22 protein-coding genes are annotated in these 22,600 nt (G+C 50.0%); all 22 read right to left on the reverse strand.

The window, feature by feature from the left end; all coding sequences use genetic code 11:
* Positions 1-171: 171 nt before the first annotated feature.
* Positions 172-2,166 (reverse strand): polysaccharide biosynthesis protein, encoded by a 1,995-nt coding sequence (locus ACA079_RS23105; protein ID WP_497701066.1) that lies wholly within the window; start codon positions 2,164-2,166, stop codon positions 172-174.
* A 100-nt stretch (positions 2,167-2,266) separates the two neighbouring features.
* Positions 2,267-3,280, reverse strand: a complete 1,014-nt coding sequence (locus tag ACA079_RS23110; RefSeq protein WP_497701067.1) for an MraY family glycosyltransferase — start codon at positions 3,278-3,280, stop codon at positions 2,267-2,269.
* Between the two features lie 19 nt (positions 3,281-3,299).
* Positions 3,300-4,277 (reverse strand): NAD-dependent epimerase/dehydratase family protein, encoded by a 978-nt coding sequence (locus tag ACA079_RS23115; protein WP_497701068.1) that lies wholly within the window; start codon positions 4,275-4,277, stop codon positions 3,300-3,302.
* 120 nt (positions 4,278-4,397) lie between these two features.
* On the reverse strand, positions 4,398-5,309 hold the full coding sequence (locus ACA079_RS23120) for a glycosyltransferase (RefSeq protein ID WP_497701069.1): 912 nt from the start codon (positions 5,307-5,309) through the stop codon (positions 4,398-4,400).
* 29 nt (positions 5,310-5,338) lie between these two features.
* A complete protein-coding gene (locus tag ACA079_RS23125; protein ID WP_497701070.1) occupies positions 5,339-6,400 on the reverse strand; it encodes an EpsG family protein in 1,062 nt (353 codons plus the stop codon).
* Positions 6,400-7,305: a glycosyltransferase family 2 protein gene (locus tag ACA079_RS23130; RefSeq protein ID WP_497701071.1), complete on the reverse strand. Its 906-nt coding sequence runs from the start codon at positions 7,303-7,305 to the stop codon at positions 6,400-6,402. The genes ACA079_RS23125 and ACA079_RS23130 overlap by 1 nt, the downstream gene beginning before the upstream one ends.
* 26 nt (positions 7,306-7,331) lie before the next feature.
* Entirely contained in the window at positions 7,332-8,393 is a 1,062-nt protein-coding gene (locus tag ACA079_RS23135) for a glycosyltransferase family 4 protein (RefSeq protein ID WP_497701072.1), read from the reverse strand.
* The gene (locus tag ACA079_RS23140) at positions 8,393-9,679 is read right to left on the reverse strand and encodes an O-antigen translocase (RefSeq protein ID WP_497701073.1); all 1,287 of its coding nucleotides are present in this window, start codon (positions 9,677-9,679) and stop codon (positions 8,393-8,395) included. Before ACA079_RS23140 ends, ACA079_RS23135 begins: the two co-directional genes overlap by 1 nt.
* Positions 9,676-10,806, reverse strand: coding sequence for a DegT/DnrJ/EryC1/StrS family aminotransferase (locus tag ACA079_RS23145; RefSeq protein WP_497701074.1), 1,131 nt, complete (start codon positions 10,804-10,806; stop codon positions 9,676-9,678). Before ACA079_RS23145 ends, ACA079_RS23140 begins: the two co-directional genes overlap by 4 nt.
* On the reverse strand, positions 10,803-11,267 hold the full coding sequence (locus ACA079_RS23150) for an acyltransferase (protein ID WP_497701075.1): 465 nt from the start codon (positions 11,265-11,267) through the stop codon (positions 10,803-10,805). The genes ACA079_RS23145 and ACA079_RS23150 overlap by 4 nt, the downstream gene beginning before the upstream one ends.
* Entirely contained in the window at positions 11,260-11,664 is a 405-nt protein-coding gene (locus ACA079_RS23155) for a sugar 3,4-ketoisomerase (protein ID WP_497701076.1), read from the reverse strand. Before ACA079_RS23155 ends, ACA079_RS23150 begins: the two co-directional genes overlap by 8 nt.
* A complete protein-coding gene (gene rfbC, locus ACA079_RS23160; protein ID WP_497701077.1) occupies positions 11,664-12,227 on the reverse strand; it encodes a dTDP-4-dehydrorhamnose 3,5-epimerase in 564 nt (187 codons plus the stop codon). The genes ACA079_RS23155 and rfbC overlap by 1 nt, the downstream gene beginning before the upstream one ends.
* Entirely contained in the window at positions 12,224-13,117 is an 894-nt protein-coding gene (gene rfbA, locus ACA079_RS23165) for a glucose-1-phosphate thymidylyltransferase RfbA (RefSeq protein ID WP_497701078.1), read from the reverse strand. Before rfbA ends, rfbC begins: the two co-directional genes overlap by 4 nt.
* A complete protein-coding gene (rfbD, locus tag ACA079_RS23170) occupies positions 13,114-14,007 on the reverse strand; it encodes a dTDP-4-dehydrorhamnose reductase (protein ID WP_497701079.1) in 894 nt (297 codons plus the stop codon). Before rfbD ends, rfbA begins: the two co-directional genes overlap by 4 nt.
* 1 nt (position 14,008) lies before the next feature.
* On the reverse strand, positions 14,009-15,079 hold the full coding sequence (rfbB, locus tag ACA079_RS23175; RefSeq protein ID WP_497701080.1) for a dTDP-glucose 4,6-dehydratase: 1,071 nt from the start codon (positions 15,077-15,079) through the stop codon (positions 14,009-14,011).
* Positions 15,080-15,368: 289 nt separating this feature from the next.
* Positions 15,369-16,448 carry an LPS O-antigen chain length determinant protein WzzB gene (locus tag ACA079_RS23180; protein WP_497701081.1) on the reverse strand — a complete coding sequence of 360 codons (1,080 nt, stop codon included), beginning with the start codon at positions 16,446-16,448 and terminating at the stop codon, positions 15,369-15,371.
* Between the two features lie 227 nt (positions 16,449-16,675).
* Positions 16,676-16,903, reverse strand: coding sequence for a LapA family protein (locus tag ACA079_RS23185; protein WP_497701082.1), 228 nt, complete (start codon positions 16,901-16,903; stop codon positions 16,676-16,678).
* Positions 16,904-16,923: 20 nt separating this feature from the next.
* The gene (ihfB, locus tag ACA079_RS23190) at positions 16,924-17,229 is read right to left on the reverse strand and encodes an integration host factor subunit beta (RefSeq protein WP_497701083.1); all 306 of its coding nucleotides are present in this window, start codon (positions 17,227-17,229) and stop codon (positions 16,924-16,926) included.
* A gap of 151 nt (positions 17,230-17,380) precedes the next feature.
* A complete protein-coding gene (locus tag ACA079_RS23195; RefSeq protein WP_497701084.1) occupies positions 17,381-17,659 on the reverse strand; it encodes a hypothetical protein in 279 nt (92 codons plus the stop codon).
* A gap of 218 nt (positions 17,660-17,877) precedes the next feature.
* A complete protein-coding gene (rpsA, locus tag ACA079_RS23200) occupies positions 17,878-19,572 on the reverse strand; it encodes a 30S ribosomal protein S1 (protein ID WP_140681797.1) in 1,695 nt (564 codons plus the stop codon).
* A gap of 120 nt (positions 19,573-19,692) precedes the next feature.
* Entirely contained in the window at positions 19,693-20,382 is a 690-nt protein-coding gene (gene cmk, locus ACA079_RS23205) for a (d)CMP kinase (protein ID WP_497701085.1), read from the reverse strand.
* Positions 20,379-22,586, reverse strand: a complete 2,208-nt coding sequence (locus ACA079_RS23210) for a bifunctional prephenate dehydrogenase/3-phosphoshikimate 1-carboxyvinyltransferase (RefSeq protein WP_497704367.1) — start codon at positions 22,584-22,586, stop codon at positions 20,379-20,381. The genes cmk and ACA079_RS23210 overlap by 4 nt, the downstream gene beginning before the upstream one ends.
* Positions 22,587-22,600 lie beyond the last annotated feature (14 nt).

The raw sequence follows: 22,600 nt of genomic DNA on the forward strand, positions 1-22,600 counted from the left end.
CAAAACATCGCCCAACGCCGCGACGAGGTTGCGCACCCGCGCCACGCCGCGGAGAAGCCGACGCAAGCGGCTTGAGATGGAGCCTGCGACGGGACCGTTCGCCGGAATATCCTTAGCCCGGCAAACGACGCGTCTTGGATTGCTTGAGACTTCAGAACCCCGTTCAGACAATCAGGGTTCAAGACGGCGCGCCTGGTAAATCCAATCGACGATTTCTCCGTCGGGGGTGTAGCCGCTCACGGTTTCACGCAGAAGCTGGCGGACTCGGGTGTAGTCGTCCTGTTCAACAGCGCCCAAGAGATCGCTCAGCTTTGTCTTGAGTACATCCCAAGACAGATGATCTTCATTCGCGCTCATGATCATCGGGTGCTCGGTGGCGGAAACGTTATCGCCAATCAACAGCTCTTCGTAGAGCTTTTCTCCAGGACGCAGGCCAGTGAATTCAATGGAGATGTCACCGTGAGGGTTTTTCTCCGAACGAACACTTAAACCAGACAAATGAATCATCTTTTCAGCCAACTCAACGATCTTGACTGGTTCGCCCATGTCCAGAACAAAGACATCACCACCCTGCCCCATAGAACCCGCCTGGATAACCAATTGGGCGGCTTCTGGAATCGTCATGAAATAGCGAGTGATTTTGGGATGCGTAACAGTCAATGGTCCACCAGATTTGATCTGCTTGTAAAAAAGCGGAATTACCGAACCTGAGGATCCAAGAACATTGCCAAAACGAACCATAGTGAAGCGAGTCTTGTTCACACGTGAAACGTTCGAGCTATCGCCAAACAGCACTGGTGCAAGCTCACGGCTGAGTGCCTGCAGCGTCAATTCCGAAAGTCGTTTGGTACTTCCCATGACGTTAGTGGGCCGCACGGCTTTGTCGGTGGAAATCAGCACAAAATTAGCCACGCCTGCAGTCAATGCTGCTTGTGCAGTGTTGAGCGTACCAATGACATTGTTCAGTACGCCTTCGGCGATATTGTGCTCAACCATAGGGACATGTTTGTACGCAGCTGCGTGATAAACAGTGTCCACCCGCCATGCTTTCAGGACATCCAGCAATTTGTCCTGATTACGTACCGACCCGAGGATAGGTAACAAACGAACCGACAACGACTCACGTGCGATGCGCTGCTCAAGCTCCGACAGAATCGAATACAGATTGAATTCGCTGTGTTCGAATAACAAAAGTGTGGTCGGATGCAACGAAAGGATCTGACGGCAGAGTTCCGAACCGATTGATCCGCCAGCCCCTGTCACAAGGACGGATTGACCTTTAATGCAGTGTTCAAGCAAGTCTCCCTGCGCAGGTACCGCATCACGACCGAGTAAGTCGGCAATGTCCACTTCCTGAATATCGTCAACCTTCACACGACCACTGGCAAGATCCATGAAACCCGGCACACTGCGAACGTGTAGAGGAAATCCCTCAAGATACCCGAGTATTTCGCGGCGGCGACCACGATTGGAGGAAGGAATCGCGAGAAGGATTTCCTGAGCGCCCGTCGAGTCGATCATTTGCTGAATATGCTTGGGTTTGAAGACCGGCAGTCCGGAAATGATTCGGTCGGCAATGCCACTGTCATCGTCTATGAACGCCACTGGCCGCATCACGCGCCCCATGCGCAATGCTGCGACCAGCTGATTGCCGGCCGCCCCAGCACCGTAAATTGCGACTTTGGTAAGGCCATTGTGCCGACTTGTAAAAGGCACATGCTGCGCCGCAGTAAACCAGTCTCCAAGAAAATACTGGCGCATGGCGAGACGCAACCCGCCTATCATGACAAGGCTCAGCCACCAATAATTGAACACGATCGAGCGTGGAATGACCGTTTCGTGGTTACTGTACCAATAGACCACGACGCCAAGAATAAGCGCAGATAAACTCACCGCTTTAATAATGGCAATGAGCGCGTCATTGCCAAAATAGCGCATCACCGCCCGGTACAGACCGAAACGAATGAACAGTGGGATAGCAACGACTGGAGCAGTCAGGAAAAGCCAGAAATGTCGGTCAATTGGATTGATCATTTCGTCTATGCCCAAGCGGACGACGAAGGACATCCAAAGCGCAGCCCACACCAAAACTACGTCGGTACCGACCTGTATCAGACGCTTTTGTCTGCGTGGCAATCCTAAAAGAAAAATCCTAATGCTATCCATCTACTGCCCACCATTTTCTTGTGCCCGCGCTGATGGCTCTGGGCAAATAACAAACAATCGCGTCAGCCTCCGATTCGCGGCCCAACACATTCAGCCCAGTTTAATCCGAATGCTCAACCGCACCAGACTTAAATTTCACCGCAAGAAGCAGCAACGGAACGTACGCAATAACCAATCCGATTAATCCGTCCATGCCTAGCTTGGCAACACAAAACGCGATGGGAAGCAACCAAAACACATTGATAATGGCAACGGCGATTGTTACCGGAAAATGTTTACCGTAGTGACGAGACGCATATTGATAGCCGTGACTTCGATGTGCCTCATAAATTTTATCTCTGCGCAGCAAACGACGAGCTAGAGTAAAAGTAGCATCACACACAAAAACGCCCAACAGGATCAGCCATGCCCAGAATAGTTGAGAGCTAATCCAAGCGGTTTGTAATGACAAGATACCCAGGGAAACGCCTAGGAAACCACTACCAGCATCACCCATGAATATTTTTGCGGGAGGAAAATTCCAGCAAAGGAATCCAAGCACCGCTGCTGCAAGTATAATTGAAACCCAAATCAATTGAGGAATGCCACATAACCAGAAGAGAATGCACATACCAAGACAGGTCGTGACGGCTTCAGTGCTGGCAATACCGTCAATGCCGTCCATGAAATTATAAAGGTTGAGCATCCATACCAGATACAGAGCCGCCAGAACATCACCCACAATACCCAAATTCACCAAATTACCAAAAACAGTAACTGGCGCTAATCCTTTCAAAAAAAACAGCGCAATGAACGCAGCCGTAAAATGACCTAGCAACCTCCACCTGGCAGCGATATGACCATGATCATCTAGGAACCCTAGTATTGCTATAATTGCTCCCGGCAAAATCAAAGACCACGCCGAACTCCATTGCAAATAACCGAAAGCAGCCAAGCAAGGTACAGCCAACAAAAACGCAACGACTATAGCTGCACCGCCTCCCCTGGGTGTAGGGACCGTGTGGGAGCTTCTCGCATTCGGTGTATCCAGCAAATTCGTAGATAAAGCATATTTTCGCAACAGCCAAGTAGCGCAAAATGCTGATATAAACACCACCAATAACATCCAAAGCATTACCTCAGCTCCTTTTTCACTACATGCCACTACGTTTATTTTTTAATGTCTCCTGCTGACGCAGGACTGCAAATTCTTTTGCCGCTAATGATAGTTCATTCCGTACATTACCGGGCGGCGTCCAGCCTAGTAGCGACCGAGCTTTTGAGGAGTCGATAAGATAATTGCCGCATAACTGAGTGAAAAGATTTTCTTTACGCAGAACAACCGCACCATAATGAAGCAGGGAAACAGGTACTGGAAATATAATAAGACGTTGCGCCATACCTTCTGCCAGCGAGTGTAGAATCTCAGGTAACGAAACATCAACTCCATCAGACACCAAAAAAAGCTCATTAGCGGCCTTCGGATGTGTAATTGCCAACTTTAGAAAATCTAACAGATTGGACAAAGCGATAATACTTCTCTTGTTGTTAACGCTAGCGAACGGCATTGGAAGACCTAAACGTACTATTTTTAATAGTCGCTGAAAGTTCCCTAAGGCACGACCGGAATATACTAATGGTGGACGAACAATAACGAGCTCCATTTTACCAAGAAGCGTCCGAGACAGTTCATTTTCCGCTTCCAACTTCGATTGTGCATATGCCTTGACTGGGCTCGGCTCTGACAACTCGTTAATTGGGTCTAATCCAGTTTCCACACCATTAACTGCAATGGAGCTCACGAATACGAAACGTTTGACCCGAGCGCTACTTGCCAACTCGGCAACCAACACTGCCAAATCACGGTTAATCTCGCGATACACTGCCAACGGGTCTGCCAGTTTCTCTTTCATGCGATGTGCTCGACCAGCTAAATGAACGACTACTTCAACGCCCACCAGCGCTTCGCTGAGTCTTTTGCTGTCATCAAGCTCGCAGACTACCTGTTTTACGTTAGCAACTTCAGGCATGCTTCGTCGGAGAACGGCAGTCACATTCATCCCGCTCTCTGCCAATTCTTTGCAGAGGGCTGCCCCGATAAATCCACCCGCCCCAGTCACCAGTACGTTCATTCTTTCCGCCGCCGTTGTTCTTCGTGTTCTTGTTAGCGAGTAAGTGGTATTGATGACAACACTAACAAAAGGAAAAATCTATGGTTGAGCATTCAACCCACCACCCTTCGTATAAATGACTCATTTTTTTCGATGCAGAACGACGAGCATGAGACACAGAAGGCTGAACAATAACTTATCTCTCGGCCTTCTACGACATTTGTACCCATTGAGTGCTAAAAACAACAATCCTCCCCGTGTTAGCTTGACCCAACGGTGGACAAAACGGTGGCTCTGCAGTCCGACCAGGTTGGCTATCAATACGGACTGGCTCAACCACCAGCCGTTACTTACTTTATCCAATCTAGATTTGAATGCACCCAAACCTTCATTTGCGCCAAACTGATTGTTTTCATGCTGTCGGTAGCGCATAAATGAGCGGGAATCAATAACCCATTTATAACCATGCGCGCGACTGAATGCGTAGGCGTACCAATCATGCAGACTAACGTCTCGGACTTGCGTGAGATTTTGCGATACATGTGATTGAAATTCGATAAACAGTTTACGAGTAAAAACAAAAGTACATCCAGGTCCTGCCGACTCAAACAGGTAATCAAACGCTACTTGCGGTTGGGATTTTATGATGGTTGTCTCTCTGCCATCCGGCCAAAATGCAGTAACATTGCTTGAATAACCATCGGCACTTTCCTCCTCCATTGACTGCACAGCCTGAGACAATTTTTCGGGAAACCAAATGTCATCCTGATCGGCAAAAGCAACATAGTCAAATGACTCTAGCGGCGCCTCGCTAACTAATCGAAAAAAATTCCGTGCCGCGCCGCCAAAACGCTCCCCATGTGGCAAATGATGCACGTTGTCATTACAGGCTGCCAATTCATTTACCCACTCTTCAGACCCATCGTTGGAACGATCCACACTGACCAGAAGAGAGACCGAAATGTCCTTTTGGTTAAGGATTGAGTTTACTTGTTCGGGAAGCCATTGCATGCCATTGTAGGCTGCAAGAAGTACAATGCATCTAGTATTCATCAATGTGCTCGCGGCCAAAATAACTCATGTTAAGACAACACAGAAGCGTAATCGTCAATAATCCTTAAAGATGCAATATAAAAAACTGCTGCAATTCCGAATAGCAGAACCCCATACAAAACTTTGCTAGGGTAATTCAATAAACGCATCAGCATGACAAAGCACGCCATATCAAACATTCCAAAAAGTTCTGCCGTTCTCAGTGAAAATGAATCGTTCCACGAGAGCAACAATTGCAATGCCAGGCCAATAGTCGACATAAAAAGTACAAAATGCTCTATGTCGGAAAGACTCTCGTAAAAAAATAAAATTATAGATAGTACCAACAAAATTCTGATTATCACATAAAATGAGAATAGTGAAAGAGAAGCTGTCTTATACTCACCATTAAGGTACGGCGCCAACCTACCAATCTCACTTAACTGAGAGGAAAAACCTGAAATGATGCTACTCAATGCCAATGATGAAACAAGCAAAATACAAATATTCAATCGACTGATCTTTCTAAAGTTTAAAAAAATAAGAAAGAAAAATGGTAAAAATATGATAACTGACAAATGAAAACTCAAGCCGAAAGCATACAAAACGACGGCTTTAGCCGACTCACCTCTAAAAAACAATATTATTGCACAAGATGCTAGCGCTATGGCAGAGCCTACTCTGACTTGGACCATATCGTGGACAATAAAAAACCTTGAAAAAATAAGAAAAAATAGCAAATAAGTAAAACAACCGAGAAACACAGTCTTTGAAAAGTAAAACTTTGCCTGAAGTGAGATATAAGCGACAAGGCAAAAAAACACGAAATCGGGAAATCCAAGCCAGTGTACTAAACTGAAAGTTAGTAGAAAACCTGGATCTTTAAACTCAGCCACAATAGTGTTCAGAGACAGGCCAACACGGTAAAGCCAGTTTATGTAATTTACATAATCTGGAGCAATATCGGGTGCACGAAGCCCAGCAAAACATACAAGGTACACAAACAAGAAAGAGAAAAGGACGCCACCGATAATTTTCGCTTTTCCGTCTTCACGTACGAACGAAAATATCGATAAAAAAGCCGTCGACAGAAATAAAGAAAGGTACAACATCAGAACCTACCTTTAAACATTTTCTTAATAACCCCATCCCAAACAGCAAGACACAACATCTTTATTGAATAAAACTTTCGCTTTGAACACAAAGAGTAGCATACGACATAATATGGTATTTTTTTTGCGAGCTGTATTCTGCGGGGAATGCTGACCTCCCCCCATACAGCAAGATAAGCCGCGTTTCTGACAATAAAATAATTTCGAAAATCACTATGCAGGTTTATCTTCCGCCCAAACAAATTCACAAACTCGTCACCAATACTATGACGCATTGTTACTAAAGGCGTTAAATAGGATACATAACCAAAAGAAGCTGCTCTTCCGCCCCACTCAATATCCACCCAATCGATAAACAACTCATCCCTCATACAACCTACAATGTCTAGCACAGCTATACTTATAAGAGAGCCCGAGGCGATGATGTAATTAGTAGCGACAGGCAGTTCTGAATTCAGATCGATAGCAATTTTTTTCTCACCAAACCCTGCTGAGCTGATTGCCGGAGCCGCTTCACCAGTTTTTTCGTCTACAAAAACCGGGCCGATAGCACCAACCTTCACTCCCGTGGCAATGAGTTTATGCTCTTCGGACAGCAGCGTACTTACAGTATTTGGCGCTAGCTCACTGTCTTGGTCCATGAGTAGAACATGAGAACTCCCGGCATCCCGCGCCAAGTTGATACCTACGTTGTGAGCTCGCGCAATTCCGTAGTTATCATTCAGAGGATGATAAACGCATAGCTCGCAAAAAAAACCGTGAGGATAACTTTTAAGGGACGCACCGGGTGTGTTGTCAATTATATAAAAACAATCAACTTGACCTTTAAGACTTTTAAGTAGTCGATCGAGGATAACTAAATCTGGATTAAAAAGAATTACGACTGCAGCAACCGAAACTTTCATCTGAGGACTCGCACAGTAAGAATGAGTCATTTATTCAATAGCTTAAATGACTTGAGCATTTTCTTTGCAATTTCCGGCCACCCATAAGCTTGCACATCTTTTTTTGCTTGGATTCGCATTTGAGTCAATACATCCTCACCAAGCGAAAGATACCGAATTATTTCCTGTGCAATTTTCTCTTTCGTTACCGAGGAAATATATAAAGAATTTTTATCAGTTGCTGGACCATAGTTCGAAATTACAATACATCCCGAAGCCAACGACTCCAGACAAGGGTAGTGAAATGCACCATCTTGAATCAAGCCTGTGGCAATAAATAAGTCAACTCCGCGATAGAACTCCGCCAGTTTGTAGTCGCCGTGAGGGGAGAGCAATCTAACAAAATGATAATTTTCGAGTTTGACAGTTTCCGGCAATTCAAAAGCAATACTAAGGATCAAGTTCCTACCTGATGTCTCTCTCACCATCTTTACAGCTTCGATGATCTCGAACGTCCCCTTCCACGCGAGCTTTCGACCTATACAACCAATCACAATTTCAGACGCGTCAATCCCTTTTGGACAAAAATTGAATGTTTCCAAGTCAACACCTGGTTCAACCACGTGACGAGACTTGATCAGTTTGTAGCCTTTATAGATATCTCCATTCACGATGCGTTTGAGGGGTAGCAAATAGGATACTGACGCCATTAAATAACTGAGGAAGCCGACCACTGTTTTTTTATTGTAAAACTCTGGCTCATAAGCTTGAATATAATAAAAACCTTTTCCGCTCCCCAATGCACCTAAGGCAACAGGAAACGCGGTCAAATTATAACTTGCCAAAAAAATATCGTAGCTGCCACGATTTCGCACAATATATAAGAACATACCAACAAGATTAAAAATCCCTCGTATCACAGGAAAATGGTGAAAGGGATTTCTAAAGATCTTCACACTTGCGAGGGTAGGATAGTAGGGCTCATTAATTAAATGAGGAGCCAAGAACTCGACATCGTGACCTTCCTCAATCAGCTTACTTGAGAGCTTTGACAATACACGCATCCCTCCGGCTGACGAGAAAGCAAATATTGGAATTAAAATCTTCATCAGTCACTCTTTTTTGTTGTCGCGAGAGCGGGACTCGAGTCATTTTTCAATGCAAAAGAAACGCAAAAAAACATAACCAACCAATATAAAAAGTAGTTGAACGCGTAACCTTCGACTACTCCCTCAAACCCATGCCAACGCGTAAAAAGCAATACAAAGCCGTACAGTGAAACTGCAAACAATATCTCAGTCACTATATACAACTTATACATCGCCTTGCCTAACATCACATAGGCCAATATCCAACTACCTATTTTCATTACATCACCCAGAAGCTGAAAGACAAATAAATCTCTCATAGGCAAAAACTGAGAACTAAACAATATATGAATTATAAAATCTCTAAGAAAATACACAACCAAACAACAAGCGATCGCGACCGGAAGTATGTATTTATAACCTTCAACCACTTCCTTAATCACAGCATCAAAACCCACCAACTCAGAAAGCCGCGGAAGGTAATAAACTCCGAGAGTCGTAGTTACCAAGAGCAAATAGGCATTACTTAACCGCCACATAGCCTCCCAATAACCCGCATAATCAAGACCAAATTCTTGTATGAGGTGATTTCGTATAAATATTTGCGCGACGGGGATACACGCAGCGGTAGTCAGCGCCATAGCCGCGAATTTACTTAGGTCGACAGCAACTTTTTTATCTATAGGACCAAAAAGATTCTTGAAACGAAACCACTCTAGGTTACGACATAAAAATACAGTAGTAGCAAATGCAAACGCTTGGAATACACCAAGTGATACCAGCGCACCATACAGCCCGAGAAACCAGGTTAAAAACCCAGTAACTATCAATGATAGGAAGCTGCCCGCAATATTGGCGACCACTAATGTTTTGACATCTTTCTTACCGTTTATTACTGCCAATAATAGCGAATTGAATGTAAAAAAGAACAACGACAACGCAACCCATATGAATACACTGGCATAGACATCGGTTTTAAAAAAATAAGATGATAATTCGCCGCTAAAAATAGCCACCAACAGACCAACTATCAATGAGCCCACCACGGCCAAAGCCGTGGAAGTTTTCCACACGGCATGCTGTTTCGTGGGGTCTCGATCATATTCAGCAGTGTATTTTGTGACGCCCGTATTAACTGCACCGCTCGACAGCGTGGTGATCATAGTCAACGCATTTTGCAACTGACCCAATGCAGCGTACCCAGAAGGGCCTACATACAATGCCAAAATCTTGTTAATACCTAACAATGTGAGCATTTTGACAAAAACAGCCACCCCGTTTAAGAGGCTTGTTTTAATGAGACTCATCGGATTTTTTTAGCTTTAAAACTATTGCACGTCTGGGCAACAGTCTCGGCCTCTTCCAAGGATAAAGTAGGGCCCATAGGCAGGCTCAGGATCCGCCGGTGTATGCTCTCAGATACAGGTAAGAGGCTCTCCGACAACTCCGAATAAGCTTGCTGGTGATGCGGTGGGATCGGATAGTGAATCAATGTTTGCACCCCTTGATCCAGCAGGTGCTTTTGAAGAGCATCACGATGCTCACTCAGAATGGTGTAGACATGCCAAACATGGCTCTCGTTATGGGACGCGTTAAAGTCGTAGCATACCGGTAATACGATATCTGGGTTGGTTATGGTACGAGTATAGATATCTGCTACCTGACGACGGTGAACTGTCTGCTCATCCAAATACTTAAGTTTGACTGTTAAGCAAGCGGCTTGGATCTCATCCAAACGGCTGTTAACCCCACGATAAATATTCTTATATTTTTCATGAGAACCATAGTTTCTGAGTGCTCTGAGAGTACTGGCTAGCAGGTCATCATTGGTAGTGATCGCGCCAGCATCGCCTAAGGCCCCGAGATTCTTACCTGGGTAAAAGCTGAAGCCAGAAGCGTGTCCCCAGTTCCCCGCTTTTTTTCCCTCAAAGCTGGCACCGTGGGATTGAGCGGAATCCTCGAGTACGAGCAGGTTCGCCCGTTCCGCAAGCTCCATGATTGCCCGCATGTTGGCAAGGCGACCATACAGGTGGACCGGAAGTATGGCCTTGGTTCTTTCAGTAATGGCTGCTTCGGCATTGACAGGGCAGATATTGAAAGTAGCAGGGTCAGGCTCAACGAGCACGGGTACCAGACCATTTTCCGATATCGCGAGAATGCTCGCGATATAGGTATTGGAAGGTACGAGTATCTCGTCCCCCTCGTTCAGGTAGCCCAGTTCCTTCCATGCTCGAATCACTAGCACCAATGCATCCAAGCCATTGGCAACACCGATGCAATGTTTGGTTCCGCAGTACTCAGCGTAACTGCTCTCGAACTGCTGAAGCTCGCTCCCTCCGATATACCATCCAGAATCGATCACGCGCGTGCAGGCCTCGATCAGCTCGTCGCGGCAAGCCTGGTTAATGGATTTCAGATCAAGGAAACTTATCATTTGGTCAAATACCTAATAACTTTAGCTGGGTTACCTACAACGACGGCACGATCAGGAACATCTGTAACGACCACCGCTCCCGCACCTACCATTGCCTCTTCGCCAATGGTTACTCCTGGCAAAATCGTGGCGTTGGCACCAATGCTGGCACCTTGTTTGATGGTAATCCCTGAAAATGCCTCCGGATAAACCTTGGAGCGCGGCATGGCATCATTAGTGAAAGTGGCGTTCGGGCCGATGAATACGTTATCAGCAACCACTGTGCCTTCCCAAAGAAAGACACCGGACTTGACAGTAACGTTGTTACCTACTGTCACGCCATTTTCTACAAGCGTGTGCGCGCATATATTGCAGTTTTCACCAATAACGGCACCGTCAAAAATCACAGCAAATTGCCAGACTCGGGTGTCTTTACCGATACTGATACTTTTGACATCGGCGAGCGGATGGATTTTAGGCATTCTTTACCTGCTCCAAGAAAGCTTCATAGTCCCTGATGTAATCCTGCTCATCGTAGAATTCACTGGCAAGAACCAGAAGGACGCAATCTGAACTGAAGTCATGCATTTCATGCCAAATCATTTTGTCGATGACGATCGCCCTATCAGGAGCGTCCAGCAAGACTTCTTCTTGAGTATGACCATCGTCCATTTTCATGAGGCAATGCCCAGAAACACAGACCGCAACTTGCGTCAACTCCTTGTGAGCATGAAAGCCTCGCGGCACGCCAGGCTGGGTATCGGTCAGGTAATAAACGCGCTTGATGGCAAACGGGACGCTTTTGTCGTTCTCAAGCGCTATAAGATGACCTCGTTCATCACCCAGCGTCTTGATGTCCAGAAACTTTATCAAGCTCATTACTTCGTCACCGAAAAACTATCGACATTGGGTGCTTCGTCGTCTTTTTTACTGATAATGTAGTTATCAGATCCCGGCCAATCGATGCCGAGCTGCGGGTCGCGCCAATGAAGCGCACCTTCAGATGCTTTGTCGTAGTAATCGGTAGTTTTGTAGAGAAAATGGGTATCATCTTCCAGCGCAACGAATCCATGCGCGAAGCCTTTCGGAATCCAGAGCATTTTATGGTTGCTGCTGGAGAGCTCAACGCCAGCCCATTGCAGGTAAGTTGCGGAGTCCGGCCGTATATCCACGGCGACATCGTACGCGGAGCCTTGGACGACACGGACCAGTTTTCCCTGCGCATGTGGCGACCGCTGGAAATGCAGACCCCGTAATACGCCCTTTGCTGAACAGGAGTGATTATCCTGAACAAACGCACGCGGAACTGGTAAGCCAAGATCTTTCAAAGCAGCATGAAATTTTTCTTGATTAAAGCTTTCCATGAACCAACCGCGCTCATCGCCATAAACCGCAGGCTCGATGATCACAACATCGGGAATCGAGGTCTGGATCAATTTCATTTGCCAGTAGCCTCTACAAGAAGCTTCTGCAGGTACTGGCCATAGCCAGTCTTCTTGAGTTTTTCAGCTTGGGTGCTGAGCTGCTCTGGAGTGATCCAACCGCTGTTGAAAGCGATTTCTTCCAGACACGCCACTTTGAGCCCCTGGCGATGTTCGATGGTATGTACGAAGTGACTCGCTTCCAGCAGCGATTCGTGAGTGCCGGTGTCCAGCCAGGCAAAACCACGACCGAGCATCTCCACGGTCAATGATTTATCGTCCAGATACGCTTTGTTGACATCAGTGATTTCCAGCTCGCCACGAGGCGACGGCTTGATATTCTTGGCGATTTCCACGACACGATTGTCATAAAAATACAGGCCGGTGACTGCATAGTTGGACTTCGGACGGCTCGGTTTTTCCTCAATGCTGAGGGCGCGGCCGGTACTGTCGAATTCCACCACTCCGAAACGCTCAGGATCAGACACGTGATAACCGAACACGGTAGCACCGGTAGTCTGGGACATGGCCGAGCGCAGATTATCGGAGAAGTGCTGACCGTAGAAAATATTGTCGCCAAGAATCAGGCAGCAAGGATCCTTGCCTATGAACTCTTCGCCAATGATGAAGGCCTGAGCCAGGCCATCAGGGCTTGGTTGCTCAGCGTAGGTCAACTCGATACCGTATTGACTGCCATCCCCCAGCAGCTTTTTGAAGCAGGGCAAATCTTCTGGAGTGGAGATAATCAGAATTTCGCGCATACCGGCGAGCATCAGCACGGAGAGCGGATAGAAGATCATTGGCTTGTCGAAGATAGGAAGCATCTGTTTCGACACGCCCAACGTCAATGGGTGCAGGCGCGTACCAGAGCCGCCTGCCAGAATGATACCTTTGCGTTTGATGACCGTCATTTTTCTAGCACTTCCTTTAACATCCGGGTCACACCACTACGCCAATCGGGCAAGTGGATGGAAAAAGTCTCGCGCAGTTTCTCGGTATTAAGCCGGGAATTCAATGGCCGACGTGCAGGCGTCGGGAACTGCGTAGTTGAAATCGGATTGACCGCTTGTACCTGCATGGGAACACCGCTCGCCTTGCCTTGCTCGATGACCAGGCATGCGTACTCATACCACGAAGTGAAACCACCTGCTGCCAGGTGATAAATACCCGCGACCTGGGGGTCTACCAGCGCTTGGCGGATCGTTAGCGCGGTGACATCCGCGATCAAGTCAGCACCTGTGGGAGCTCCAACCTGGTCTGCGATTACGTTGAGCTCATTGCGATCCGCAGCGAGGCGCAACATCGTTTTAGCGAAATTGTTACCCCGTGCACCGTATACCCAAGAGACACGCATGATCAGGTATTTGCAGCCTGACCCAGCTATCGCCTGCTCCCCCATCAACTTGGTCATGCCGTAGTAATTGACTGGAGAAACAACATCGCCTTCATGCCAGGCTACCGAGCCAGATCCATCGAACACGTAATCCGTGGAATAGTGCACAAACCAGCTACCCAGCTTCGAGGCTTCTTCAGCGATAGCTTGCACAGCCGTGGCATTGATCTGCAGGGCCAGGTCCTTATTGGATTCGGCCTTGTCCACTGCAGTATAGGCGGCAGCATTGACGATGATGTCTGGCGCCACTTGCTGGATGGTTGCCCGTAAGCCGGACACATCGGCAAGATCACCGCATAAACCACCATCGACATTGCGATCCAGTGCGACCACTTCTCCCAGGGTTGCTAGTGAGCGCTGAAGCTCCCAGCCAACCTGTCCATTTTTACCCAGCAACAAAACCTTCATGTCAGGCTTGCCGCTCAGAGTAGTTCTGGTCGATCCATTGCTGATAGCTACCGCTCTTGACGTGCTCTACCCAAGGCTGATTGTTCAGGTACCACTCCACCGTCTTACGGATACCAGAATCGAATGTCTCTTCCGGCACCCAACCCAACTCGCCTTGGATTTTGCTGGCATCGATTGCGTAACGCTGGTCGTGTCCTGGACGATCCTGGACATAGGTAATCAGTTGAGCGTGTGGGCGATGCGGGGATTCTGGGCACAGCTCATCCAGCAGCGCACAAACAGTATGGACGACTTCGAGGTTCTTCTTCTCGTTGTGACCACCGATGTTGTAGGTTTCGCCAATCTCGCCTTCGGTTACCACTTTGTAAAGTGCGCGGGCATGATCTTCTACATACAACCAGTCACGTACTTGATCACCCTTGCCGTAGATAGGCAAAGCCTTGCCTTCCAGCGCGTTCAGGATAACCAGCGGAATGAGTTTTTCCGGGAAGTGGCATGGGCCGTAGTTGTTCGAGCAGTTGGTTACGATGGCAGGCAGGCCATAAGTTCTGCTCCAGGCTCTGACCAGATGGTCCGAGCTTGCCTTGCTCGCGGAGTAAGGAGAGCTTGGCTGGTAAGGAGTCTGCTCGGTGAAAAGATCTTCAGGGCCTTCAAGATCGCCATACACTTCGTCGGTGGAAATGTGATGGAACCGGAAATTCTCTTGAGCGGTCGCGTCCAGACCTTTCCAGTATTTTCGGACCGCTTCCAGCAAAGTATAGGTACCGACGATATTAGTCTGAATGAAATCCGATGGACCGCTGATCGAGCGATCAACATGGGACTCTGCAGCCAGGTGCATGACCGCATCAGGCCGATGCTCATCGAACACGCGCTGCAACTGGGTGGCGTCGCAAATATCGACACGCTCGAAGGCATATCGGTCACTTTTGGCACTTTCACCCAGCGACTCGAGGTTACCGGCGTAGGTCAATTTATCCAGATTGACCACCGAGTCCTTGGTGTTGGCGATGATATGTCGGACTACTGCCGACCCAATGAATCCAGCGCCACCGGTTACTAATATTTTCAACATCATCTCCTCAGACTCGAGTAGCGCTCTATGTACGCTAATCGTCATTAATGCTTACTTATTGATCATCCGCGAACGCTTCAGGGTCACGGGTGCCAAGTCATGCCCTCGGATATCCCTGTACCGCACTACAACTGGCTGATATCAGGGGTAGCGAGCAGCTAAATTTTTACTGGGATACAGTTTACACTCGTTGCGAAGGCACAACGGCCATGCGCTGTCGCCTAGGTACCTTTCCGACCAGCAACCAAATCAGAAAAAACCGCACCTTTCTCAACAAAAAATGCGATCAGATAGCCCTAGGATCGGGCATTGACTCGGAATTTTTGTCTCTGCGCTTAAAGACGAAATGTTGCAACAATGCAATGGCGGAACCCAGCAGACCACCAATAACCAGCCCTAGAAACACAATCAAAATCTTCTTCGGCTTGATTGGGGAGAGGGGAAGGTCCAAGACACCATCATGCCGGTACACTGCGATATCGAATTTTTCTGCTACCAGTTGCTTGTAGAAGTCAGCGTCCTTTTGCAATTTGCGTAAACCCGGAGTGAAGGGGTCATCAGACTCGCGAGCTTCAAGATTCTTAAGCTCCGCCTCAAGAGCCTTGCTGCCTCGCATGTATGTATTTTCTTCGAACATGCCTCCTGCCAATTTATCCGAGCCGCTACCGGAAAACACAACTGTATCCTTTAGTCCGCTGGACTTGGCGATAGCCAACGCTTCACGGATTTTGCTGATATTGTCTTGCCGTACTCGACGACTGGACTCACGCAGCGTATCGATTTCCAATTGGATGTTGCGACAAAGAACCGTAGCCTCTTTTTTGGCATTCTGTGCCAATTCGCGCGAAGTGCTATCGCCTACCTGGCGGACATAAAGATCCACCCACTCTATGGCACGCTCTGGACTGATGCTTTTCAGAGAGACAGACCAGCGCCCATCCCCTCCGGTCTCAGCCGGAGCTATCGTCAAGTCGTTGGAAAAGGAATCATACAAAGCGCCATGGGGAGTTTTCACGGAACTCGGCGCGAGGGCTGGCAAATAGGTTGATTCGAAAAATGCCCGCCGCTGTGAGTCCGATTGAAGGTTGTTCAAAAATGCTTTGTACACCTGATCAACCGAAAAAGGCTTAAGGTCAGATCTATCTGAGCGACCAAAGTTAAGATTGGCAATATCATTAACAGTCGGTGGCAAAATGTAATATTTCGACTCGTATACTGGAGCAGTTAAAAAAGCGTAGGCAGCCGCTACCAAACCGACGGCCAGCGTCATACTGACAACGAGCCACTTTCGTTTCCAGACAGTACCAAACACTTCGAAAAGATCTATTTCAACTGAAGAGCCAACTGTGTTATTACTATTTTGCATAGGATATTTTTGACCTTCATTTTAATTCTGATTCAACAGCGTGACGTAGACTTTTCAAACCATCGAAACTTTTTGGATACGTTAGCGCCGCCCATATGTGCCACCCTATGAAAGGCGGGGTGCAAAAAGACGGGACAGGCTATCAGAAACCCTAGGCAGGGCAAAACAATAACACGGACACCGCCTGGTTTCCCGACAAGAAAAGACCTGCTCAGCTTGTCGCCAGCCTACAAACGCCGCCCTGTTCTTCTACCGAAAAGCCACGCCAACAGCGGCCCCACCACCATCCCGATGAGAAGAGCCAAAAGGACATAAGCGGCGATCGGCATCTGCGCGGATGACCAACCCAGAAAAACCAGTGAAGCTGGCTCACGATTTTCCAGGGTAAAAGCAACTACCAACAAAATCAGAAGCAGCAGGAACGCTGCCAGCGCAACACGCTTGAACCTGTGCACATTACACCTCGCTCTCAAACTTAAAGATGAACGCCCTCATCCTCCTCATCCTCATTCACCCGATCCCGAAGCTCCTTCCCCGGCTTGAAATGCGGAACAAACTTGCCATCCAGACTAACCGACTGACCCGTTTTAGGATTGCGCCCTACGCGCGGTGCGCGGTAGTGCAAGGAGAAGCTGCCAAACCCACGGATCTCGATGCGATCACCGGTGGCCAGGCATTGGGACATTTGTTCGAGCATGGTCTTGATGGCCAGCTCCACATCCTTGGATGAGAGCAGCCCTTGATGGGTGACAATTCGTTCGATCAACTCCGACTTCGTCATATTTTTCCCTTCTTTTTCAAGCAGCTAGATCAGCGCTTCAAAGGTTTTAGCACGCCCGGATGAATTTGAACAGCCCGAGTTTTGACATATCCTTCCCACAAAGAGATGCACAATTTCAGATCACTGGAACGCTGATCATGCCCTTCCGGACTCACCTGCAGACAACCAGCATGGTGCGCGTCAGATAGCCCGCGGGATTAAAGCCAAAGGGGTACTCATCCTCATCTTTGGCATCATCGGACCTGGCTACAACTTTGTAGCCCGACGCCCTGCACTCCTTGTTCGCTCGCTTGCGGCACTTCTCCCATCCCGACCCCAGTCCTGAACAATCAATCTCGATACCACTGACCCCACGCACCGCGTGAGTCTTGGCATTAGTGCCACAGCCTGCCAGTGTCAGTACCGCTATGACGACAATGAGCTTGTTCATTCGCTTCCTTAGGCCGAGCACGGAGCCCGACGGTCATTCGCTTCAAGCTAAAGGCTAGCTGTAAATAAACGATTGATCCTATTAAAGAAAGAGACAACTTGTCGGGAGCAATGGTTTCACTGCAAACAATCGCGGCACTGCAGGACCATCAGAATCACCAAATCACAGGCACAAAAAAGGGCGACCGAAGTCGCCCTTTTTCTATGGCCTGACAGAACTTAGTTCTGTTTTTCCATTTGTGCACGCAACAGGTCGCCCAGAGTGGTAGGACCAGGAGCAGCGGTATCCGAAGCTGGCTTGTCGCGCAGGCTTTGGATTGCTTCTTTCTCTTCTTCAACGTCTTTCGACTTGATGGAGAGCTGGATTACACGGCTCTTGCGGTCAACGCTGATGATCTTGGCTTCTACTTCTTCGCCTTCTTTCAGAACGTTACGCGCGTCTTCAACGCGGTCACGGCTGATTTCGGAGGCTTTCAGAGTCGCTTCGATATCGTCGGCCAGAGTGATGATGGCGCCTTTAGCGTCAACTTCTTTCACGATGCCTTTAACGATTGCGCCTTTATCGTTCTCTTGAACGTACTCGGAGAACGGATCGCTTTCCAGTTGCTTGATACCCAGGGAGATGCGCTCGCGCTCTGGGTCAACCGACAGGATAACGGTGTCCAGCTCGTCGCCCTTCTTGAAGCGGCGAACGGCTTCTTCGCCCACTTCGTTCCAGGAGATGTCGGACAGGTGAACCAGACCGTCGATGCCGCCGTCCAGACCAATGAAGATACCGAAATCGGTGATCGACTTGATGGTGCCGGAGATTTTATCGCCCTTGTTGAACTGGCCAGAGAAATCTTCCCATGGGTTAGATTTGCACTGCTTGATGCCGAGGGAGATACGACGACGCTCTTCGTCGATGTCCAGAACCATAACTTCCACTTCGTCGCCGACTTGTACGACTTTCGAAGGGTGGATGTTCTTGTTGGTCCAGTCCATTTCGGAAACGTGTACCAGGCCTTCAACGCCTTCTTCCAGCTCAGCGAAGCAGCCGTAGTCGGTCAGGTTGGTTACACGAGCGGTAACGCGAGTGCTTTCTGGGTAACGGGCTTTGATAGCAACCCATGGATCTTCGCCCAGTTGCTTGAGGCCCAGGGAAACACGATTGCGTTCGCGATCGTACTTCAGAACCTTGACATCGATCTCGTCGCCAACGTTGACGATTTCGGAAGGATGCTTGATACGCTTCCAAGCCATGTCGGTAATGTGCAGCAGGCCATCGACGCCACCCAGATCGACGAATGCGCCGTAATCGGTGAGGTTTTTGACGATACCTTTGACTTGTTGGCCTTCCTGCAGGGATTCCAGCAGAGCTTCACGCTCAGCGGAGTTCTCGGCTTCGAGGACGCTACGACGGGAAACGACAACGTTGTTGCGTTTCTGGTCAAGCTTGATGACCTTGAATTCCAGCTCTTTGCCTTCCAGGTGCGTGGTGTCGCGCACAGGACGGACGTCAACCAGAGAACCTGGCAGGAACGCACGGATGCCGTTAACGTCGACAGTGAAGCCGCCTTTAACCTTACCGTTGATAACGCCCTTGACCACTTCTTCGGCTGCGAAGGCTGCTTCCAGAACAATCCAGCATTCAGCGCGCTTGGCTTTTTCACGGGACAGCTTGGTTTCACCAAAGCCGTCTTCAACCGAGTCCAGAGCAACGTGAACTTCGTCACCGACGTTGATAGTCAGTTCGCCAGCATCGTTGTAGAACTGCTCAAGCGGGATGAGTGCTTCAGACTTCAGGCCAGCGTGAACGGTTACCCAGCGAGCTTGGTAATCGATATCAACGATAACACCGGTGATGATGGAGCCTGCCTGAAGGTTCAGGGTTTTTAGGCTTTCTTCAAAGAGTTCCGCAAAGCTTTCGCTCATTTTAATTCCTGTTGAATAAGGGCGAAGGATACGCCCATCTCCACGTCCCAGACGACGTGGGTTATGTTCATTAGAAGAAACACCGCAAGACTATGACTGGTCCCCTACGGAGTTTCTTGGTCACCCGGCGATATCGCGAATGGCGATCTCGCTCATGATGCGTTCCAGCACCTGATCGATGGATAATTCCGTGGAATCCAGCTCTATGGCGTCAGCCGCCGGCTTGAGCGGGGCTACCGCTCGCTGGGTGTCACGCTCATCGCGGACACGTATCTCATCTAGCAGACTCGACAGACTAACACCATCGACTTTGCCCTTCAACTGCAAGTATCGACGGCGCGCACGCTCCTCGGCACTGGCAGTGAGGAATATCTTCAGCGGCGCATCCGGGAAAACCACCGTGCCCATGTCGCGACCATCGGCCACCAGACCCGGAGCCTCCTGAAACGCCCGCTGGCGCTGGAGCAGCGCATCACGCACGGCCGGCAGTGCAGCCACCTGGGAAGCCCAGGCGCCAACTTGTTCGTTGCGCAAATCATCAGTGACATCGTCACCTTCGAGAATGATCCGCTGCGGATGACCTTCGGTCGCACCGACGAACTGCACGTCCAGATGAGCGGCCAACAGCTTCAGCGACTCTTCATTGGTCAGATCGACGCCATGGTTACGCGCGGCGAATGCCAGCAGACGGTACAGCGCACCGGAATCCAGCAGGCACCAACCCAGGCGCTTGGCCAGAATCCCGGCAATAGTGCCTTTGCCCGAACCGCTAGGCCCGTCGATGGTGATGACCGGTGGCTTGATAATCACGACTGAGCCTCTTGTGCAACACGGATACCGACCTGCGCACACAGCGCGAGGAAGTTCGGGAACGACGTCGCTACGTTGGCGCAATCATGGATACGGATCGGTGCAGTGGCGCGCAGCGATGCCACGCTGAAGGCCATGGCAATCCGGTGATCGCCGTGTCCGTGCACTTCGCCGCCGCCGATCTGGCCGCCGTCGATGATGATGCCGTCCGGGGTCGGCTCGCATTTGACGCCAAGCGCCAGCAAGCCGTCCGCCATGACCTGAATCCGGTCCGACTCTTTAACCCGCAGCTCTTCGGCGCCACGCAGGATGGTGCGCCCTTCGGCACAGGCGGCGGCCACGAACAGCACCGGGAATTCGTCGATGGCCAGCGGAACCAGCGCTTCGGGAATCTCGATACCTTTGAGTTTAGCTGCACGTACGCGCAGATCAGCTACTGGTTCGCCGCCGACTTCACGCTGGTTTTCCAGAGTGATATCAGCGCCCATCAGACGCAGAATATCGATCACACCGGTACGGGTCGGGTTGATGCCGACGTGCTCAAGCACCAGCTCCGAACCTTCGGCGATCGACGCGGCCACCAGGAAGAACGCGGAAGACGAGATGTCGCCCGGCACTTCAATGTGGGTCGCGGTCAGCTTGTGGCCGGACTCGACCGAAGCGGTCGCACCGTTGACGCTGACCGGGTAGCCGAAGCCACGCAGCATGCGCTCGGTGTGGTCGCGGGTTGGAGCCGGCTCGGTGACGGTGGTCTTGCCTTCAGCGTACAAACCCGCCAGCAGCAGGCAGGACTTAACCTGAGCACTGGCCATCGGCATGGTGTAGGTCAGGCCTTTGAGCTTATTGCCGCCACGAATAGTCATCGGTGGACGACCTTCAGCAGCGGTCTCGATCACAGCGCCCATTTCACGCAGCGGATTGGCCACGCGATTCATCGGACGCTTGGACAGCGAAGCATCGCCCGTCAGCGTGCTGTCGAAGTTCTGCGCAGCCAACAGGCCAGACAGCAGACGCATCGAAGTGCCGGAGTTGCCCAGATAGATCGGGCCCGGCGCAGGCTTCAAGCCATGCAGGCCGACGCCGTGAATGGTCACGCGACCGTGGTGCGGACCTTCGATCACGACGCCCATGTCGCGGAAGGCCTGCAAGGTTGCCAGGGCGTCTTCGCCCTCGAGGAAACCTTCCACTTCGGTGACGCCTTCAGCCAGGGAGCCGAGCATGATCGAACGGTGGGAAATCGATTTGTCGCCCGGTACTCGAATCCGCCCAGTCAGGCGGCCACCAGGTTGTGCCAGGAAAATCAGGTCGTTGGAATTCATAGCGTCCACATAAGCCCGGCGGGCCAGGATTTTACTGAAATGTTCGCGGGCAACCCGGGCGCGTGTGAAAACGCCCAACAATTGGTGCCCATCCCCTGCATCGACCGCGTCGCGCAAGGCGTCGAGGTCGCTGCGAAATGTATCGAGTGTGCGCAGGACAGCTTCGCGGTTGGCGAGGAAGATGTCGTGCCACATGACCGGGTCGCTACCCGCGATTCTTGTGAAATCGCGGAAACCGCCGGCAGCGTAACGGAAGATCTCAAGGTTTTCATTGCGCTTGGCCAACGAATCGACCAAACCGAACGCCAACAAGTGCGGCAAATGGCTGGTCGCCGCCAACACCTCGTCATGACGCTCGACCTGCATGTGCTCGACATCGGCGCCCAATTCGCGCCACAAACGATCGACCACTGCCAGCGCTGCCGGATCAGTCTGATCCAGCGGTGTCAGAATCACTTTATGGCGACGGAACAGCTCTGAGTTAGAGGCTTCCACCCCGCTCTGCTCGGAACCAGCGATCGGGTGACCCGGCACGAAACGCGCCGGCATGCCGCCAAACGCCTCGGTTGCCGCCCGCACCACATTGCCTTTGGCGCTACCGACGTCGGTCAGAATCGCTTGCCCCAGGTCCATGCTGGCCAATTGGCCGAGCATTTTTTCCATGGCAAGGATCGGCACGGCCAGCTGAATCACGTCGGCGCCCTGGCAAGCAGCCACCAGGTCTTCTTCGCAGCGATCCACCACACCCAATTCAACCGCCAGTTTGCGCGACTGCGGGTCGAGATCGACCCCAACCACTTCGCGGCACAGACCGCTTTCACGCAAACCCTTGGCAAACGAACCGCCGATCAGCCCCAGACCGACCACCACCAGGCGACCGATCATAGGTTCAGCAGATT

The organism is Pseudomonas sp. LBUM1645 (genome assembly GCF_059716185.1).

Coding starts and splice junctions, on each gene's coding strand:
- ACA079_RS23180 (WP_497701081.1), bottom strand. CDS start 16,448: ATGCAAAATAGTAATAACACAGTTGGCTCTTCAGTTGAAATAGATCTT.
- ACA079_RS23195 (WP_497701084.1), bottom strand. CDS start 17,659: ATGAACAAGCTCATTGTCGTCATAGCGGTACTGACACTGGCAGGCTGT.
- ihfB (WP_497701083.1), bottom strand. CDS start 17,229: ATGACGAAGTCGGAGTTGATCGAACGAATTGTCACCCATCAAGGGCTG.
- ACA079_RS23155 (WP_497701076.1), bottom strand. CDS start 11,664: ATGAGCTTGATAAAGTTTCTGGACATCAAGACGCTGGGTGATGAACGA.
- rfbC (WP_497701077.1), bottom strand. CDS start 12,227: ATGAAATTGATCCAGACCTCGATTCCCGATGTTGTGATCATCGAGCCT.
- rpsA (WP_140681797.1), bottom strand. CDS start 19,572: ATGAGCGAAAGCTTTGCGGAACTCTTTGAAGAAAGCCTAAAAACCCTG.
- ACA079_RS23115 (WP_497701068.1), bottom strand. CDS start 4,277: ATGAACGTACTGGTGACTGGGGCGGGTGGATTTATCGGGGCAGCCCTC.
- ACA079_RS23130 (WP_497701071.1), bottom strand. CDS start 7,305: ATGAAAGTTTCGGTTGCTGCAGTCGTAATTCTTTTTAATCCAGATTTA.
- ACA079_RS23120 (WP_497701069.1), bottom strand. CDS start 5,309: ATGAATACTAGATGCATTGTACTTCTTGCAGCCTACAATGGCATGCAA.
- ACA079_RS23135 (WP_497701072.1), bottom strand. CDS start 8,393: ATGAAGATTTTAATTCCAATATTTGCTTTCTCGTCAGCCGGAGGGATG.
- ACA079_RS23140 (WP_497701073.1), bottom strand. CDS start 9,679: ATGAGTCTCATTAAAACAAGCCTCTTAAACGGGGTGGCTGTTTTTGTC.
- ACA079_RS23110 (WP_497701067.1), bottom strand. CDS start 3,280: ATGCTTTGGATGTTATTGGTGGTGTTTATATCAGCATTTTGCGCTACT.
- ACA079_RS23105 (WP_497701066.1), bottom strand. CDS start 2,166: ATGGATAGCATTAGGATTTTTCTTTTAGGATTGCCACGCAGACAAAAG.
- ACA079_RS23210 (WP_497704367.1), bottom strand. CDS start 22,586: ATGATCGGTCGCCTGGTGGTGGTCGGTCTGGGGCTGATCGGCGGTTCG.
- rfbA (WP_497701078.1), bottom strand. CDS start 13,117: ATGACGGTCATCAAACGCAAAGGTATCATTCTGGCAGGCGGCTCTGGT.
- rfbD (WP_497701079.1), bottom strand. CDS start 14,007: ATGAAGGTTTTGTTGCTGGGTAAAAATGGACAGGTTGGCTGGGAGCTT.
- ACA079_RS23150 (WP_497701075.1), bottom strand. CDS start 11,267: ATGCCTAAAATCCATCCGCTCGCCGATGTCAAAAGTATCAGTATCGGT.
- ACA079_RS23125 (WP_497701070.1), bottom strand. CDS start 6,400: ATGTTGTACCTTTCTTTATTTCTGTCGACGGCTTTTTTATCGATATTT.
- ACA079_RS23145 (WP_497701074.1), bottom strand. CDS start 10,806: ATGATAAGTTTCCTTGATCTGAAATCCATTAACCAGGCTTGCCGCGAC.